The following is an 18,352-nucleotide window of genomic DNA, read 5'->3' as shown; positions in this document are numbered from 1 at the left end:
ATTTTAAAGAAAGGAAAATAATAGAAAATGCAGGAAAGATATGTTAAATAAATATTCGAAAACATTCACGCAGAACAGTGAACAACCCGCAGCCAAAGCAATGTTGTACGGGATAGGATTTACAGAAGAAGATATGCATAAGGCTCAGATCGGAATTGCCAGTATGGGTTACGACGGAAATACCTGCAATATGCATTTGAATGATCTGGCTCAGGTTGTAAAAAAGGGAACATGGAATCATGGGTTAGCCGGATTAATTTTTAACACAATTGGAGTGAGTGACGGGATGAGCAATGGAACAGATGGAATGCGCTATTCTCTGGTAAGCCGTGATGTAATTGCTGACAGTATAGAAGCCATCTGCGGAGCACAGTACTATGACGGACTGATTGCATTGCCGGGCTGCGACAAAAATATGCCGGGAACTATTATTGCGATGGGAAGGCTGAACAGACCATCCATCATGGTTTACGGAGGAACTATTGCGCCCGGTTGCTACAAAGGTGAACAGCTTAACATTGTTTCTGCTTTTGAGGCTTTGGGAAAAAAGATTGCAGGAGAAATCACAGAAGAAGATTTTGATGGGGTTGTAAAGAATTCCTGTCCGGGAGCAGGCGCATGTGGTGGAATGTATACCGCCAATACAATGGCCTCAGCGATAGAAGCATTAGGAATGAGTCTTCCGTATTCCTCTTCTAATCCTGCTTTGAGTAAAGAAAAACAGGAAGAATGTCATGAAGCAGGAAAATATCTGAAAGTATTATTGGAAAAAGACATCAAACCATCAGATATCATGACCCGTAAAGCTTTTGAAAATGCTCTGCGTATGATTGTTATTCTTGGAGGAAGTACCAATGCGGTTTTACATTTCATAGCCATGGCAAAAAGTGTAGGAGTGCCTCTTACTCAGGATGATTTCCAGAAGATGAGTGATGTAACTCCGGTATTGGCAGACCTAAAGCCAAGCGGAAAATATCTGATGCAGGATCTGTATGAACACGGAGGAATACCATCAGTAATGAAATACCTTTTAAACCAAGGATTATTACACGGTGATTGTGTAACGGTAACCGGAAAAACATTAGCCGAAAATTTAGAAAATGTTCCGGATCTGGATTTCAATACACAGAAAATCATAAAACCATTGTCAGAACCTGTAAAAGCTACCGGACATTTGAGAATACTGTATGGAAATCTTGCTGAAAAAGGAAGTGTGGCAAAGATCACAGGGAAAGAAGGAGAACGTTTTGTAGGAAAAGCCCGCGTATTTGATGGCGAAAAGAACCTGATCAGAGGGATTCAGGATGGAACCGTACAGCATGGTGATGTTATCGTCATCCGAAATGAAGGTCCGAAAGGTGCTCCCGGAATGCCCGAAATGCTTAAACCTACGAGTGCACTGATTGGTGCAGGTCTGGGAAGCAGTGTCGCCTTGATTACAGACGGAAGATTTAGCGGAGGAACCCATGGATTTGTAGTAGGACACATCACTCCGGAAGCTCATGAAGGAGGCCTGATCGCTTTTGTAAACGATGATGACCTGATTGAAATTGATGCTGTAAACAACACTATACAGCTCAAAGTTTCAGAAGAAGAAATAAAAAGAAGAAAGGAAGGATGGCAAAAACCACCTCTTAAAGTACAGAAAGGATTGCTTTATAAATATGCATTAACAGTATCATCAGCGGCAGAAGGCTGTGTAACGGACGAAATCACTCAATAAAAGTATATGGAAAACCTGAATTTATCAACAGAAATACAACTTAGCGGAAGCCGGATCATTCTTGAAGCTTTTCTTCAGGAAGGGGTGAAAACCGTTTTCGGATATCCGGGAGGGGCTATTATTCCTATTTATGATGCCCTTTACGACTATCAGGAGAACCTGAAACATGTGCTTGTACGTCACGAACAGGCTGCCGTACATGCGGCGCAGGGTCTGGCAAGAGTTTCAGGAGAAGTCGGTGTCGTATTGGCAACCAGTGGTCCCGGAGCAACCAATCTTGTAACAGGACTGGCTGATGCTCTACTGGATAATACTCCTCTGGTATGCATTACAGGGCAGGTTTTTGAACACCTTCTCGGAACCGATGCCTTTCAGGAAATAGATGTGATGAACGTTACAAGTCCGGTTACCAAATGGAATTATCAGGTGACTGATGCCAATGAGCTTCCTGAAGTATTGGCAAAAGCATTCTACATAGCAAAATCAGGTCGTCCTGGTCCTGTACTGATTGATGTTACCAAAAATGCCCAGCTGCAATCTGTTGATTATAAAGGATATTCTCCATGTTATTCATTGAGAAGTTATAAACCCAATCCTGATCCATGTTTTGAAAGTATTGAAAAAGCGGCTTTGCTGATCAATGAGGCAGAAAAACCATTCATTATCGCAGGACAGGGGATTATGTTGGGGAATGCTGAAAAAGAGTTTTTAGAGTTTGCCGAAAAATCTGGAATTCCGGTGGCATGGACGGTTTTAGGAATGAGTGCCATTCCTACCGATCATCCACAAGCCGTTGGAATGGTAGGAATGCATGGAAACTATGGACCGAATATATTAACCAATGAGTGTGATGTTTTGATTGCTGTCGGAATGCGCTTCGATGACCGTGTAACAGGAAGACTGGATGAGTATGCGAAACAGGCAAAAATCATTCATCTGGATATAGATAAAGCAGAGATCAATAAAAATGTAAAAGTGGATATTCCGGTTCTTGGAAACTGTAAACATACCCTTCCATTTCTTACAAAGTGGATTGCAAAAAGAGAATACCCGGAATGGTATGAAAGATTTAAAAACTGTCATGAAATTGAAAATAACAGTCTCATCAATAAAGAGCTTTATCCTGAAGAAGGAGAAATTACTATGGGAGAAGTCATCCGCTATCTGAACGAGATGACTGAAGGAGAGGCGGTCATTGTAACAGACGTGGGACAGCATCAGATGGCAACATGCCGTTATTCTAAATTTAAGAATTCCCGTACCAATGTAACGAGTGGCGGATTGGGAACCATGGGGTTTTGTCTTCCTGCCGCAATAGGTGCATCTTATGCAGGGACTGGCCGTTCTGTAATTGCTGTCATGGGAGATGGAGGTGCTCAAATGAATATTCAGGAATTAGGAACCATTATGCAGTATCATCCGGAGGTCAAAATATTAATTCTTAATAACTGTTATCTGGGAATGGTAAGGCAGTGGCAGGAATTGTTTCACGAAGAAAGATACTCCTCAGTGGATATTCAGAGTCCCGATTTCGTTCAGGTGGCAAAAGGATATAATATCCCGGGAAATAAAGTGTCTGAAAGAGAAGATCTGGAATGGGCACTTCGCCAGATGCTTGATCACAACGGCGCTTTTCTTCTTGAGGTCATGACGGGAAAAGAACATAATGTATTTCCAATGATTCCTCAGGGGAAAAGTGTTTCAGAAATCGTACTGAATAATAAATTTTAAAAATAAAAAAGATGAAAACAGATCATAAAGAATATACCATTACAGCGTATACAGAAGATTATTTAGGATTGATCGGCCGGATCAATGCTATTTTTTCAAGAAGAAGAATTTCTATGGTGACCTTCAATGTAGGTCCTTCAGAAATAGAAAAAGTAAAAAAGTTTGTCATCGTGATCAGAGAAACAGAAGATTCTGTTCAGAAAATCAGCAGACAAATGGAAAAACAGGTAGACGTTCTGGAAGTACATTATCACAGAAATCCATACCTGACAGCTGTAGAATATGCAAGCTAAACATAAAATTAAACATCATAATCAATAATTATAAAATCAAAAAAAATGGCAAAATTGAATTTTGGAGGAGTAGAAGAGAACGTAGTAACGAGAAATGAATTTCCGTTGGAAAAAGCTCAGGAAGTATTAAAGAATGAAGTAGTAGCGGTAATTGGATACGGAGTACAGGGACCCGGACAGGCTTTGAATCAGAAAGATAACGGAATTAATGTTATTGTAGGACAGAGGAAAAACTCCAAATCATGGGATAAAGCAATTGCAGACGGATTTGTACCGGGAGAAACTTTATTTGAAATTGAAGAAGCTTTAGAAAAAGGAACCATAATCTGCTACCTTCTGAGCGATGCTGCACAGATTGAATACTGGCCAAAAGTAAAACAATACCTTACCCCAGGAAAAGCATTATATTTTTCTCATGGTTTTGGAATTACTTTCAGCGAACGTACGGGAATTGTTCCTCCAGCTGATGTAGATGTATTTCTGGTAGCACCAAAAGGCTCAGGAACTTCGTTGAGAAGAATGTTTCTCCAGAACAGAGGTCTGAACAGCAGTTTTGCCGTTTATCAGGATGCTACAGGAAAAGCCAGAGAAAGAGTAACTGCATTGGGTATCGCGATAGGAAGCGGATATCTGTTTGAAACCGATTTTAAAAAAGAAGTATACAGCGATCTTGCCGGAGAACGTGGAACATTAATGGGAGCTGTACAGGGAATATTTGCTGCTCAGTATGATGTATTGAGAAAAAACGGACACAGCCCTTCTGAAGCCTTTAATGAAACAGTGGAAGAACTCACGCAGTCATTAATGCCTTTAGTGGCAGAAAACGGAATGGACTGGATGTATGCCAATTGCAGCACAACCGCTCAGAGAGGAGCTTTAGATTGGTGGAAACGTTTCAGAGATGCTACTTCGCCTTTATTTGAAGAATTGTATGACAACGTAGCCAAAGGAAATGAAGCACAACGTTCGATTGACAGTAACAGCAAGCCGGATTATCGTGAAAAACTGGAAGTTGAACTTACAGAGTTAAGAGAAAGCGAAATGTGGAAAGCTGGCAAGACTGTACGAAGCCTCAGACCCGAAAACAATTAATTATCAAACAGATGATGAAAGAGGAAATAAGTTCCTTCGTTTTAGAGAATGTCTATAAAGCGGAGGAACGATTAAAAAATGTAGTGGTAAAAACACCTTTAGCTGTCAATAATAATCTGTCAGCTATTTATGAGGCGAATGTCCGTTTCAAAAGAGAAGACCTTCAAAGAGTAAGATCTTATAAGATCAGAGGAGCATACAATAAGATGGCAACAATGTCACCGGAAGAACTTTTAAAAGGAGTGGTGTGTGCCAGTGCCGGAAATCATGCGCAGGGAGTGGCGTTTGCATGTCAGACAATGAAGGTGAAAGGAACTATTTTCATGCCTTTGCCAACACCCGGACAAAAGCTTGAGCAGGTGAAAATGTTCGGTGGAGAATACATAGACGTTATTTTGTACGGAGATACTTTCGATGCTGCAAAAGATGCTGCGATGAGGTTTTGTAAAGACCATAACAGTGTATTTATTCATCCTTTTGACGATCCGGCAATTATTGAAGGGCAGGCAACAACAGCGCTGGAAATTCTGGAGCAGGCTGAGGGTGTTATTGATTATCTTTTTGTTCCGATTGGAGGAGGTGGGCTGGCAGCAGGAATCTGTTCTGTATTCCAACATCTGTCACCACACACAAAAATCATTGGAGTAGAACCTTCAGCGGCAGCAAGTATGAAAAAAGCGCTGGAAAAAGGGAAACCTGTTCTTCTTGAAAAGATAAGCAGGTTTGTAGATGGAGCAGCAGTACAGCAAGTGGGAGATATTACTTTTGAACGCTGCAAAAATATCCTGCATGATATGGCTACGGTGGAGGAGGGACTTGTATGCGAGACCATTTTGTCATTGTATAATAAAGATGCTATTGTTGTAGAACCTGCGGGAGCACTTTCAGTAGCCGCATTGGAAAAATACAGGGATGAAATAAAAGGTAAAAATGTAGTCTGTATCATCAGCGGAAGTAATAACGATATTACCCGTATGGAAGAAATCAAGGAAAAAGCGTTGCTTTATGCAGGGTTAAAGCATTATTTCCTGGTCAGGTTTCCACAGCGTCCGGGAGCATTGAAAACTTTTGTAATGGATGTGCTGGGACCTGATGATGATATTACCTATTTTGAGTACACCCAGAAAAACTCAAAAGAAAAAGGAATTGCAGTGGTAGGAATTGCTCTGAAACAAAACAAAGATTTCAACCCTTTAATCGATAAGATGAAACAATATGATTTTTTTGTCAACTATCTGAACAATGACCCTTCGCTGATGAATTTACTTATTTAATGAACCATTAAGATTGATAAAGCTTTTAAGAATAATGAAAAAAATATCTTCAGATATTTAGTAAGCAGATTGCTTTGTTCAAATTCATTTGAATCTTAACTTTCCTTACAATCTAAATTTTACTTAATGGTTAAATACATATTCAATATTAAATTATTTCGTAATCAATCAGATTCTAAAAACACAATGATGAAAAATAAAAAGCTTCACAATCGGTGAAGCTTTTTATTTTTATCTTTCAAGCGAAAAATTTGAAATTATTTTTGGACGTTCAGCTTCATTCGCTGCTTTCCAGGATGTTCTGTACATCCATTCCGTCATTTTATAAAGCTTTTTGTAATTGATATTTTCTGATTCATCCTGTGGCGTATGATACTGATCATGCAGTACACTGGTGAAAAATATAGCAGGAATGCCGATTTTAGCATAAGGAAGATGATCACTTCTGAAATAGAAATATTCAGCGTGGCTTGGAGAATCCCAATCTTTCAGGTATTTGAATTTTGTACTCTCGTTATTGGCTTCTTCAGCCATTTTTACAAGCTCTTCAGAATTTTTATGAGGAGCATTTCCTCCTAATAAAGCTGCCTCATTATTATCATTTCTTCCAATCATATCACCATTCAATACAGCTACAATTTTCTCTTTTGGAACAACTGGATGTGCTGCGTGCCATCTGGAGCCCAACAATCCTCTTTCTTCAGCTCCATGGAAAACAAACAGGATACTTCTTTTTCCCGGCTGTTTTTTGTAAGCTCTTGCCATCGCCAGCATTGCAACACAGGTGCTTGCATTATCATCGGCACCATTGTAGATGGTATCATTTTTTACAGGATGCCTGATTCCGTCATGATCCTGATGTCCGCTTAGCAAAACATATTCATTTTTAAGAACCGGATCGGTACCTTCTATTTTTCCGATGATATTCACTGATGGATATTTGTAGGTTTCAGTGATCAGGTTCAGAGAAGCTTTAGGATTGTTTTTTACCCATCCTGCATTTTCTCTTTTAATCCATAAAACTGGAATATTATTCGTGATCTTTTCTCTCAATCCTTCTACACCATAGCTTCCTCTTGTCATTTGAGGAAGTACTTCCACCCAGCTTTGTTCTGAGGTATCATCGGTAATGAAGATAATGGCTTTCGCCCCCAATTCAGAAGCTTTATTGTAGTATTTATTTCTTACAAATCCAGGATATCTTCTTACAAAAAGAGTCATATCTTTTGAGATATTTTTGTCTGAAGCGTTTACAGCAAGTACTTTTCCTTGAATATTTAATTTAGCAAGATCTTCAGGTTCTACGTTTCCGGCATATACAATTTCGGCATCTATAGAAGCATTCACAGGCTCAGCAACAAGGAAATCTTTCCATAGTTTCAAACTGTTGTCTCCAATTTTCAGGCTGCTTTGAGGGATAACCTGATGTCTGTACATATCAAAAAACTGGAAAAAAGTTCCGTTATCACCTGCGGGTTTCATTCCGGCTTCTTTTGCTTTGTCAGCAAGCCACATAGAAACTTTTAATTCATCCAGCGTTCCTGCTTCACGACCCCAGAACTGATCTGCAGCAAGCTGATACATATCGGTACGAAGATCAGCTTCTTTGATGGCGGAAACCAAAGGTTTTTTATAATTCTGAGCATTTCCAATGGTAAACAGGAAAAGACTTAGCAGAGAAAAAACATAATTTTTATTCATAGAAACTTTTAATCAAAGTTAGCTAATTTCTCTGAAAACTGTTTTGAAAATTCCTTTCTGTCTTCTTCCAGTTTTTCCTTTGTAGAAGCTAAAATGTAAGTGAAAAGGATCTTGTCTTCATTGTCTAAAAAGATAATTTCCTTTTCATTCCCATCGATCATCTGTGAGAAAATTTCCCACATCGGAGTGTCTTTTAATTTTAATAATTCAAAAAACTGTTCTGCTTTGATTTCGATTTTCTGCATGCTCTTTTTTATATATTATCGTTGAATATTTCTGAATTCTGGTTCAAAAATAAAGATTTTGTATTTTATGGGGTATTAAAACTCGAGAAACTTCAGTTTAAACTGGATAGCAAAATTTTCTCTGAAATGTGGTGTTGCATAATAACCCACTCTGTAGAATAAACCTAAATTAAAATAACTGGAAAGGAAATTATTCCATTCCAGGCCTACTTCCTGATACAGATGATCCAGCTTTCTGAACTTAAACTGATGGTATTCCGGATGTTTCATATCTCCGATAGTTCCTCTCAGAACAAAATCAAAGCTGGAAACATTGTGTCCGAAACTCTTGAAATACAAGGGAAGCTTGTGAGTGAAGTAATATGCAATAAACCTATCATTATAATATTTTCCTCCCTCCAAAGTAGCAAATCCAAGGTAAGAGGTAAGGTTGAAATTGAAATCTTTACCAGGGGAAGCAAGTCCGTTCATCGTAAAGTTTTTCCAGATTGGCGCTTCACCCAAAACGGCACCTCCGTACAGTCTGAAACCAGTAGTTCCGATGGGAGTCTTAAAATTATGAACAAAAAGAGCATCAAAACGGGAATAATTAAAGTTCCCCTGCAGCAGTTTGTAGCTCTGCTCATAATTAAAATACAACTCAGGATATTTCTGGTCGATCAGAGATTTTCCCTGAGGAGTCATAATATTGGTAGAATTCGGAGAATATTTTAAGGTAAAAAGTGTATTGAAATTCCTGTATGAAGTCCCTCTGTCTCTGAACTGGTAATCAAATTCTGCCGCTTCCGTATTTCGTCTTACAGCAAGAGCAAGGGTAAGACCGTTGGTCACGTCATTCATATACGATAAAGAGGCTCCTTTGAAATGGAAATATTTATCATTATTCAGGTTATTTCCAAAATTCATCGTTCTCATTTTGAAATTCCAGAGCTTTCTGTTGAACTCTCCTGATGCTGTTACGTCATCATATACCTCAAATCGGAAAATTGAATTTTTTTCCAGCGAGGTTTTCATATCAAGACCCATTCCGTATTTCCACCTTCTGTCTTTTACACCGTATGCAAAATAATAGTCTGGTGAAAAATAAGGGTTGAAATTTTCATTAAGTTTGGCCTTTAAACCTAATCTGAAGCCTTCATAAGAGTTATAATTGACAATTTCATCCACCGCGAAATCTACAGAGCCTACTCTGATCTGTCCGTTCAGTAATCCGGATAAGATCTGCGCCTTTCTGTCAATTTTATATTTTTTACCTAAACTATCAATGGTCTTATAGGTATTTTGTTCTCTTTCAGTAAGAGGCTCTGTTCTGTAACGGTCCAGAGAATGGCCGTCAATATTTTTTACAGAGAAGGTGTAGCCTTTGAAATCTTTGGGATTCTCTTTGATAGGAGCTTCGAAATCAAAATATTTTGAGGTAAGAAAAGCGTAGGTTCCAAAACTTTTTTTTGTTTTCTTATCGTCAGCATGCTCTTTATCGTCCATCGCCATTTTACCCATTTTAAGCTTGGTTTTTTCATGGGCAAGGAACCATTTGTTATTATAGAATATCCATGTGCTGGTGATGATCCCGTCGTTTTTATTTTTACTGAAATTTTCTATCTTTTTGATTCCGTAGGTTTCCGTATCTACATAAATAGCACCGTTATACTTTCGCTTTCTGTCCGGCTTTTTGTAATTGACTTCACGGAAACGGATCACAAAGTTTTTTCTCCCGTCAAGAGTAACGGTATCCGAAAGAAAGAATCTGTACAATCCTCTGTTCTCCGGCTTCACCTGCTCAGGAACAATATCCCTGTTACTCTGCTGGAGCGCAATCATTTCATAAATAGGCTGCTTCAGACCGGAAATTCTGTTGTCCAGAATATTGATCTTTTCACCATATTTTTTGGAATATAAAAACTCCTGTGCCCTTTCCCAGAGAAAGAGTTTGCTTTTTGAAAATACTTTTCTTGCGGAAATATTATTCAGTGAGTCTTTTTCCCTTTTTTTCTTGAAAATGTTTAAATCATTGAAATACTGATTAAACTGTGAAAGGCTGTCCTCATCAATATCCAGAGATATTTTTTCATAGGATTTATAAGAATAGGAACCTAAGCTTTTTGGAGAGTTTTCGTTAAAAAGTTTGTTCACTTTTTTCAGAATTTCCAAAGCCCGGGGATCACTTTTATCTTCAATAACTACAGCTTCAATCCTGGTGGTTTTTGAAGATTTTTTGATGAGGGAAATTTCCATACTGCTCTCCACTGATATCGTTTCTTTCTGGTAAGAATCGGCGTCAATATCAATGTTTTTGCATTCTGTTTTAAATTCCAAAACGCCCTGTTGATTGGTGTATCCAATGATTGTGTTATCACATGACACTTTTGCATTAAAAACAGGTTTTTGACTGGCGTCATCCACAATCTTAATTTTTGATTGTGAATACCCCAAAAAGCTGAGTAAAAAAAATAATAACAGTAAAGCCCTTTTCATGTAAAAATACTAGGTCAAAATTAATGATATTTATTGTTCTGGAAAAGTTTTTAACATAGTATAACATTGATTTAATCTAATGTTTTTATGGACTTTGCGCCTTATAAAATTAAATGATGAGGACGCTTAGATAGTCTTTCTGCATTTCCTGGAAATTTCCAATAAAAAAACTCCTGAATCTGGTTTGTTCAAGAATTTTTTGATCAGTTATTATTTTATGATGGCTTATTGATCATCTAAAGTCTTCATAAATTCAATAATATCATTTATTTCCTTATCGGTAAGCTGCAACGGAGTATCAGAAAGTGTTTGGTTTTCTACTTTGAATCCAAAAGCCTTTCCACCGCCTTTGTTATAGAAATTCATTACTTCTTTCAATGTTTTGTATCCTCCGTTGTGCATATAAGGAGCTGTTTTATTGATGTTTCTAAGGGTTGGTATTTTGAAAGAATGTTGTAATGAAGGTACTGTTTCATGAAACTTTCCTCTTCCCGGATCATTGTCAAATGTTTTATTTTCTCCATTGATTGCTACTCCTAAAACCTCCTGTTCGGTTTTCTTGAAATTGGGAGGAACTGTACCATTAAATAAAGGAACAAAATGGCATATTGCACATTGGGCTTTTCCAACAAAAAGATTGAAACCACGTTTCTGGCTTTCCGTCATTGCTGACTTATTGCCTTTCATATAATCATCAAAAGCAGAATTGAAGGTTGACAAAGAACGAATATAACTTGCCAGTACGTTCTGAAGCTGCCATACCTCTGTTTTTGGAGAATGATAAATCTTTTTAAAGGCCGCCTGATAGTTTTTATCCTGATTTATTTTTGCCAGAATCACATTCAGGTCACCATGCATTTCTTCTTTATTGGAGATCACATCTGAACTCTGCCCTTCAAGATCATCCTTTCTCATATCCCAAAACTGGCCATGCTGATAACCAGCATAGTTGAGAGAAGGAGCGTTTCTTGCAAGCTCCGAATTTTCCAGAGATATAGATCTGGCAAGCCCGTCAGTAAAAGCTTTCTCAGGAATATGACATGTTGCACAGCTTCGGTTATTGTTATTGGAAAGGATTTTATCATTAAAAAGCTGATGGCCAAGAGCTGCTTTTTCTTCAGAGTAGGCATATTCTTTTCCTGGCGTGAAGGCGTTAGGATTAAAAGCATTTTTAGAGAAAAAAGTAGCTGCGTTCTTGTTTAGAGCAGTAGTGACTTCTACATCCGGAATATTCTCCTGATTTTTAAAATCAAGCATCAGAGCAGTGATCTTATTCAAATGGTCAGGAATAAAATTGACATAATCAAATGTATTTTTGTCTGTGTTTCTTTTCAGTACTCTAATGGCTGAATTGATTTCTGCAATGATACTTTTTAATGCTTTGTCTTTCGAGCGTTCCGTGGAAATTTGTTCCAGTGTCTCCTTGATACTTTCCAGCGAAGAAGGCATTTCCTGTAAAAATATTCCGGAAACAGGAGTGTCAAAACCTGCAATTCCCAAGCTTGAAATCCTGAAAGCTTCCTGTCTTAACGCATCAAAAACCTGGTCTTTGCTGATGGTAATTACCTGAAAGTTGGTGGCTATCGTATTGCTTTTATTGATAAGTTTATTAAGCATTCTGATCACTTCATCTTTATTTCCTTTTTCGTAGGGATAAAACATCTCTTCCAAAACCTGCAGTCCTTCGGGTTCTATTTCTGTATGCTCATCCATTTCTATTTCAGGAAGGGCAGGACCGTTGATAAACCTGGCAGAGTGGGGTAGGAAGTATTCTACAGCCCATTCCATTTTTTTGTATGCTTTTCTGATGTCCTGAAATTTTTCCTGAAGAAATTTTTCCTGAAGAAGTTTTTCATCAGAATTTGCAGCAACAAGGGTTTTCAGTTCATTGATCTGTTTTTCAAAATCATTGTTGGTTTTGATAATCCTGTTTTTTACAGAACCAAGATCTTCGTATACAGGCTGCTGCTTATCATTCTTACAGTAATAGAGTGTAAAGAGTGCTGCTGCACAGTATAAGAAAAGAAGAATCGGGTATTTTGAAAGTTTATTCATAGGTATGAAAAAGTATCAACAGAAATTTTCTATTGATACTTTAATTTGATATGAAGGAATTAAAACTATTTTTCTACGTTTCTGATGATTACAATCTGTCCACCTTCTTTATTGGTGTTGATTCCGGAACCGTCAGGGTTTTTAAATTTGTCCAGCTGCCATGTGTGTGAGTGGATATTGACAGAGAAGGTATTAGGAACTCCGATGATATCAGAAATATCAACCATTGCTCCGAATTCCCAAGAACCGAATTTCTGCAGATCCCCTGATTGGTTGTAAGCAGTCTGCCATGCAGAATCACTTCTGTTATGTTTCATATTCAACCATGGTTTATATTGCTTTGTAGCAATATTTAGTTGCCAGATATAAGAATCGTGGTTTGCATTTTTATAGTAAGAATCTCCGTCTTCCTGGATGTATACAAAGTTCTCAGTAACACATAAGTTATCAGGATTGATCAGATTATTTCCTGGGTTAGAATCTCCTTCAGCAACAACTTCTAATTTTCCTGTCATCATATTGTTGGGGTTCAGAACAAGCTTGTAAACTCTCCCCCACATTGTTAATCCTGCTTTCGGATTCACACCGTCAGAAGATTCTCCGGTAGCGGTAAAGTAAATTTCTCTTCCTTTTCCAGCTCCTTTTCTATAATCCACATCTTCCACTCTTGAAAAACGGATGGCGTTATTATCAATGTTTTTCTGATTTATCTGAGCGCCTGTAAGATTTTTGGCGTTAGGAATTTCTACAAATTCTACATCGTAGCTGCTTCCTTTCGTCATATCCGTTTCAGTATAGTTGTTGTTTGTTCTTTTTAAAGAATACAGCTTACCATTATCCAAATCACCCTGAGTATCGGCTACATACATGATCAATTGTCCTGCAGACTGATGAGAAGATGAATAAGACTGGTCTTCCCCGATGATGATATAAGATTTTCCATTAGAAACATCTTTTGGAAGTGGAACTGCATTTTCCATTGAAGCTTTTCCTAAAGCTGGTTTTACTCTTGTTTTATCTGCTGCCTGAGATACCGGCGCCAGAGGGTTTAAAGCATGAACCATACTTTCTTCACCAGATTCTCCGGCAGTAAGAAAGGCACTGAAACCATGAGTTTCAGGAGTTGCCAGTGTAGCGGAACATAATCTCGTCATTCCTCCGGTTCCGTTTAAAATATACTCTCCTTTTACAGGCTTAAATGTTTTATCCAGATATACTCTTGATACAGACTGTTTGATCTCATGATTGGTGATCATCAGGTAGCCGTCAGAGTTGGGATCTTTCATAATTCCCATTCCATCCGGCTGACCTCCAAAAACAAAGTCAGGAGAACCTGGAAGTACATCAGAGCTGGAAATAAGGGTGGTAATATTTAAATTTTCAAAACCTTGCATTCCATAAACGAAAGCAGGCTCTTTAGAAAAATTTTCAATCTTTATTTTGTCATTGGCTGGGGTGTTGGAATCCCCGTTATTGTCATCATTACAGCCTTGAAAAACAATAGCTGCAAGGAATAGAGCTCCAATAGTTTTGTTAATTTTCATAATTATATTTTTTGAATTTCGATTACGACAAAACTAGAGGTCTAGTGTTAACTAAGTTTTAAGAAGACAAAACAAATAGTTTAAGATTAAGTGATGATTTGTTAAGGTAAGGTCAATAATTAGAACGGGTATAAATAGAGAGATTTTGATGAATATCTGATTAATAAGGAATGGAATATTATAACGCAGAGACGCTAAGACTTTTAGATACCTACTTTTTTCGTTTGCAAAGGTATTCTATTTAGCAAAAAACGCAATCATTTCATGGCTGAGTGTAACGGCCTTTGCAATCGGAAATATTTATGATAGCATGAGTCTTTTTGCGGTCCTTAGCGTTAAAAAAATAATGATTAAAACAGAAACAGGCTGTCTCAAAAATGAAACAGCCTGTTCTAAAATTTATAATAGGTATTCTATTCTTATATATTCAAAGCTTTCTGGTAAGCATTTTCCAGACCTTCAAGGTTTTTACCACCTGCTGTTGCAAAACCCGGGTTTCCGCCGCCACCGCCTTGGATTTCTTTTGCAAGATCTTTTACGATAGCTCCTGCCTGATAATCTGCAGCCAGATCATCAGAAACTCCAACTGTGATCATTGGTTTGCCGTCTGCATCAGAAAGGATAATCGTTACCGAAGTAGGAATTTCTCTCTTCAACTGGAATACGATGTCTTTTACAGAACCTGCATCCAGAGAAGTTTTCTTTACTAAAAGCTGCTTGTTGCCTTTTTGCTCATAAGCATTCTTCCATTCACCGATTTCTCCTTTTGCTTTTTCCTTTTTAAGAGCATCTACTTCAGCTTTCAATGAAGCATTTTCTTCGATGAGTTTTTCGATAGATCTTACAACATCTTTGGACTTTAGCAGTTGAGAAAGTTCAGTGATCTGTTTTTCAAGATTGTTGAAATATTCTTCTGATTTATCTCCTGAAATAGCCTCAATTCTTCTGATTCCAGCTGCTGCAGAACCTTCGGAAGTGATTTTGAAATGACCGATTTCGCTGGTGTTTTTCACGTGAGTTCCTCCACAAAGTTCTTTTGAACTTCCGAATTGAATCATTCTCACACTGTCACCATATTTTTCACCAAATAAAGCCATTGCTCCTTTCTCCAAAGCTTCCTGAATCGGAATATTTCTGAATTCCTGTAACGCAATACTTTCTTTGATCTTTTTGTTTACTTTTTCTTCAATTAATGCCAATTCTTCCTCAGTCATTTTGTTGAAATGAGAGAAGTCGAAACGAAGATAATCAGGACCTACATAAGAACCTTTCTGTTCTACGTGAGTTCCTAAAACATCTCTTAAAGCCTCATGCAGAAGGTGAGTCACAGAGTGGTTTGCCTGAGAATTTTTTCTGTCAGAAGCATTTACTTTAGCATAGAAAACAGCACCGGCATCTTTCGGAAGTCCACTGATCAATGAAATAATCAATCCGTTTTCTTTTTTAGTTTCCAGCACTTCAAAACTTTCAACAGCATTTTCAAGAACACCTTTGTCTCCAACCTGTCCACCTCCTTCAGGATAGAAAGGAGAGTTACTCAATACTACCTGATAAAATTCTCCGTCTTTATTTTCTACCTTTCTGTATCTTGTAATATAGGTTTCAGATTCAGTCTGATCGTATCCTACAAATGTTTCAGGCTTTGATTCAAGATTTACCCAGTCATATACTTTCTGAGCAGAATCTGCTTTTGAACGAAGTTTCTGTTTCTCCATTTCAACTTTGAAACCAGCTTCATCAATAGTCAACCCTTTTTCTTCAGCAATGATTCTTGTTAAATCATCCGGGAAACCATAAGTATCATAAAGCTCAAAAACTTCTTCACTTGGTAATACTTTCTGATTATCTGCAATGGTCTGCTGAATCAGTTTTTCAACTCTGATCAAACCATTTTCAATTGTTTTTAAGAATGAATCTTCTTCACTTTTGATTACTTCAGCAACCAGTTTTCCTTGTTTTTCAAGTTCCGGGAAGAAAGGTCCCATTTGTTCCTGAAGAACAGCAACTAATTTGTAAAGGAAAGGTTCTTTCATTCCTAAGAATCTGTAAGAATAAGAAATTCCTCTTCTTAAAATTCTTCTGATTACATAACCTGCACCTCCATTTGAAGGAAGCTGTCCGTCTGCAATAGCAAAAGAAACCGCTCTGATATGATCTACTACAACACGGATCGCAATATCTTTTTCGTCTTCTAAAATTCCGGTATATTTTTTACCTGAAAGTTCTTCAACTTTAGCAATAAGCGGAGTGAAAACATCGGTGTCATAGTTGGAAGATTTCCCTTGAAGCGCCATGCAAAGACGTTCAAAGCCCATTCCCGTATCTACGTGCTGAGCAGGAAGCTTCTCTAAAGATTTATCTGCTTTTCTGTTGAATTCCATGAAAACCAGGTTCCATACTTCTACAACTTGAGGGTGGTCATTATTTACCAGTTCAAGTCCTGAAACCTTAGCTTTTTCCTCTGGTGTTCTCAAGTCAACATGGATTTCTGAACACGGTCCGCATGGTCCGCTTTCACCCATTTCCCAGAAGTTATCTTTTTTATTTCCGTTGATGATTCGGTCTTCTGAAATGTGAGATTTCCAGAAATCATAAGCATCCTGGTCTCTGTCCAGATTTTCAGAAGCATCACCTTCAAAAATCGTTACGTATAAATTTTCTTTTGGAATTCCGTATACTTCAGTCAGTAATTCCCAGGCAAAAGCAATAGCCTCTTTTTTGAAGTAATCCCCGAAAGACCAGTTTCCTAGCATCTCAAACATGGTGTGGTGGTAAGTATCTCTACCTACATCATCCAGGTCATTGTGCTTCCCTGAAACTCTAAGACACTTTTGTGTATCGGCAATTCTAGGGGCGGTAGGCGTTTTGTAGCCAAGGAAAAAATCCTTGAACTGCGTCATTCCGGAGTTGGAAAACATAAGGGTAGGGTCGTCTTTCAGCACAATAGGAGCTGAAGGAACAATAAGATGCCCTTTACTTTTAAAATAATCTAAAAATTTTTGACGTATCTCTTGTGATGTCATAGTATTGCTTTTGCTTTTTTTAATATCAAATTTTGATAAGATGCAAATTTACTATTTTTAAGCGATTTGTAATAATTTTATGCTATGTTTTGAATGGTGCCCGACTGAGTTTGCCGGATATTTGTTTCTTTTATTACAGACCCTGAGTAAAGCTGTAAGGTTTGTATAGTTAAGAGAAAAGATTCTTATAAGATATCTTATTGGGAATCAATTTAAATGTTTTATTTTGGAGTAAAGAATCTCCTATGAAATACAGTATCATATTTTTATTCTTAACCACATTCGTTTATTCCCAAAAAAGAGTGTCAAATACGGATGTCACCAACTTCTGGAAAGCCTATGACCTGGCACAGAAATCTAATGACTCGCTGAAACAGATGGAAATCATGAATTCAGAGTATTTGGAGAAAGCAAGCCCGGCACTTAAAGCATTGATAAAAATGGACACAATGAGTGTTTCAGATTATGTCAAGAGCATTAATAAAATATCAAAGCGTTGGAATAAAGTACGTACACGAACGTTGGAGATAGCGCAGCAGGATTATGATATAGAAAAGCTGTACACGTCTTTTAAAAAGATTTATCCATCATTTCACAGCCCTCAGATTAGCTTTGTGATAGGCACTTTTAACAGAGGTGGAACGACAACCCGTGAATTTATTTTAATAGGAACAGAAGTTACCGCATTGACCTCACTTTCAGATCCGGAAATCAAGCAGTCTACAGAATATAACATTGCTCATGAACTGGTTCATGTACAGCAGGATTATATCAACGGAGTGAATAATGAAGAAGAATATCGTAATCTCGATTTATTAGGCTGGGCTTTAATGGAAGGTTCCTGCGACTTTATTGCTGAAAAGCTTTTGGGAAATCTTCCTCATATTGCATACATAGATTATGGCAGGAATCATGAAGAACAGCTTTGGTCAGAATTTAAAAAGGATATGTACCAATATGATACGGATCAATGGATGTACAATGGAAGTTCTTCTAAGGATAAACCCGCTGATCTTGCCTATTTTGTAGGCTACACAATCTGTAAGAGCTATTATGAAAAGGCTGCAGATAAAAAAGCAGCATTAAAGGAAATCATCAGCATCAATTATTCAAAAAACGAGCATCACGCATTTTTTAAAAAGGCAGGTTATATGAAATAATATACTAAATAAGGTTGGCAATAGAGAAAATGTGAA

The 18,352-nt window shown here is 37.7% G+C and carries 12 protein-coding genes; 6 read left to right on the top strand and 6 right to left on the bottom strand.

From position 1 onward, the window contains the following. The first annotated feature begins 40 nt into the window (after positions 1-40). From ilvD to ilvA, 5 genes are read left to right on the top strand one after another with little or no spacing between them, the layout of a single operon-like run. The gene (ilvD, locus tag ACPF63_RS14640; RefSeq protein WP_426480416.1) at positions 41-1,723 is read left to right on the top strand and encodes a dihydroxy-acid dehydratase; all 1,683 of its coding nucleotides are present in this window, start codon (positions 41-43) and stop codon (positions 1,721-1,723) included. Positions 1,724-1,729: 6 nt separating this feature from the next. Further along, complete coding sequence (gene ilvB / locus ACPF63_RS14635; protein ID WP_426480415.1) at positions 1,730-3,454, top strand: biosynthetic-type acetolactate synthase large subunit; 1,725 nt, start codon at positions 1,730-1,732, stop codon at positions 3,452-3,454. A gap of 11 nt (positions 3,455-3,465) precedes the next feature. Beyond that, complete coding sequence (locus ACPF63_RS14630; RefSeq protein ID WP_052184688.1) at positions 3,466-3,747, top strand: hypothetical protein; 282 nt, start codon at positions 3,466-3,468, stop codon at positions 3,745-3,747. Between the two features lie 45 nt (positions 3,748-3,792). Then, on the top strand, positions 3,793-4,839 hold the full coding sequence (gene ilvC, locus ACPF63_RS14625; RefSeq protein ID WP_426480414.1) for a ketol-acid reductoisomerase: 1,047 nt from the start codon (positions 3,793-3,795) through the stop codon (positions 4,837-4,839). A gap of 11 nt (positions 4,840-4,850) precedes the next feature. Continuing rightward, positions 4,851-6,113 (top strand): threonine ammonia-lyase, encoded by a 1,263-nt coding sequence (gene ilvA, locus ACPF63_RS14620; protein ID WP_426483224.1) that lies wholly within the window; start codon positions 4,851-4,853, stop codon positions 6,111-6,113. Between the two features lie 231 nt (positions 6,114-6,344). Here the strand turns inward: ilvA and ACPF63_RS14615 are convergent, their stop codons facing one another. From ACPF63_RS14615 to alaS, 6 genes are all read right to left on the bottom strand, one after another. Beyond that, positions 6,345-7,814: a M20/M25/M40 family metallo-hydrolase gene (locus ACPF63_RS14615; protein ID WP_426480413.1), complete on the bottom strand. Its 1,470-nt coding sequence runs from the start codon at positions 7,812-7,814 to the stop codon at positions 6,345-6,347. Positions 7,815-7,822: 8 nt separating this feature from the next. After that, positions 7,823-8,059, bottom strand: coding sequence for a hypothetical protein (locus ACPF63_RS14610; RefSeq protein WP_077415407.1), 237 nt, complete (start codon positions 8,057-8,059; stop codon positions 7,823-7,825). Positions 8,060-8,134: 75 nt separating this feature from the next. Next, positions 8,135-10,462, bottom strand: coding sequence for a DUF5686 family protein (locus tag ACPF63_RS14605; protein WP_426480412.1), 2,328 nt, complete (start codon positions 10,460-10,462; stop codon positions 8,135-8,137). Positions 10,463-10,759: 297 nt separating this feature from the next. Next, complete coding sequence (locus ACPF63_RS14600; RefSeq protein WP_426480411.1) at positions 10,760-12,589, bottom strand: cytochrome-c peroxidase; 1,830 nt, start codon at positions 12,587-12,589, stop codon at positions 10,760-10,762. A 65-nt stretch (positions 12,590-12,654) separates the two neighbouring features. Then, on the bottom strand, positions 12,655-14,133 hold the full coding sequence (locus ACPF63_RS14595; protein ID WP_426480410.1) for a hypothetical protein: 1,479 nt from the start codon (positions 14,131-14,133) through the stop codon (positions 12,655-12,657). Positions 14,134-14,552: 419 nt separating this feature from the next. Continuing rightward, on the bottom strand, positions 14,553-17,156 hold the full coding sequence (gene alaS / locus ACPF63_RS14590) for an alanine--tRNA ligase (protein ID WP_426480409.1): 2,604 nt from the start codon (positions 17,154-17,156) through the stop codon (positions 14,553-14,555). 245 nt (positions 17,157-17,401) lie between these two features. On the opposite strand from alaS, the gene ACPF63_RS14585 reads away from it, so the two are divergent. Continuing rightward, the gene (locus ACPF63_RS14585; RefSeq protein ID WP_426480408.1) at positions 17,402-18,316 is read left to right on the top strand and encodes a DUF2268 domain-containing putative Zn-dependent protease; all 915 of its coding nucleotides are present in this window, start codon (positions 17,402-17,404) and stop codon (positions 18,314-18,316) included. Positions 18,317-18,352 lie beyond the last annotated feature (36 nt).

Source organism: Chryseobacterium sp. R2ACT005 (assembly GCF_049949215.1).
In the GTDB taxonomy this organism is placed as follows: domain Bacteria; phylum Bacteroidota; class Bacteroidia; order Flavobacteriales; family Weeksellaceae; genus Chryseobacterium.
This window is presented reverse-complemented; position numbering and strand designations above follow the sequence as displayed.

Bases quoted from the DNA above. Each gene is read 5' to 3' on its own strand.
- ilvD (WP_426480416.1), top strand. From the start codon at position 41: ATGTTAAATAAATATTCGAAAACATTCACGCAGAACAGTGAACAACCC.
- ilvB (WP_426480415.1), top strand. From the start codon at position 1,730: ATGGAAAACCTGAATTTATCAACAGAAATACAACTTAGCGGAAGCCGG.
- ACPF63_RS14630 (WP_052184688.1), top strand. From the start codon at position 3,466: ATGAAAACAGATCATAAAGAATATACCATTACAGCGTATACAGAAGAT.
- ilvC (WP_426480414.1), top strand. From the start codon at position 3,793: ATGGCAAAATTGAATTTTGGAGGAGTAGAAGAGAACGTAGTAACGAGA.
- ilvA (WP_426483224.1), top strand. From the start codon at position 4,851: ATGATGAAAGAGGAAATAAGTTCCTTCGTTTTAGAGAATGTCTATAAA.
- ACPF63_RS14615 (WP_426480413.1), bottom strand. From the start codon at position 7,814: ATGAATAAAAATTATGTTTTTTCTCTGCTAAGTCTTTTCCTGTTTACC.
- ACPF63_RS14610 (WP_077415407.1), bottom strand. From the start codon at position 8,059: ATGCAGAAAATCGAAATCAAAGCAGAACAGTTTTTTGAATTATTAAAA.
- ACPF63_RS14600 (WP_426480411.1), bottom strand. From the start codon at position 12,589: ATGAATAAACTTTCAAAATACCCGATTCTTCTTTTCTTATACTGTGCA.
- ACPF63_RS14595 (WP_426480410.1), bottom strand. From the start codon at position 14,133: ATGAAAATTAACAAAACTATTGGAGCTCTATTCCTTGCAGCTATTGTT.
- alaS (WP_426480409.1), bottom strand. From the start codon at position 17,156: ATGACATCACAAGAGATACGTCAAAAATTTTTAGATTATTTTAAAAGT.
- ACPF63_RS14585 (WP_426480408.1), top strand. From the start codon at position 17,402: ATGAAATACAGTATCATATTTTTATTCTTAACCACATTCGTTTATTCC.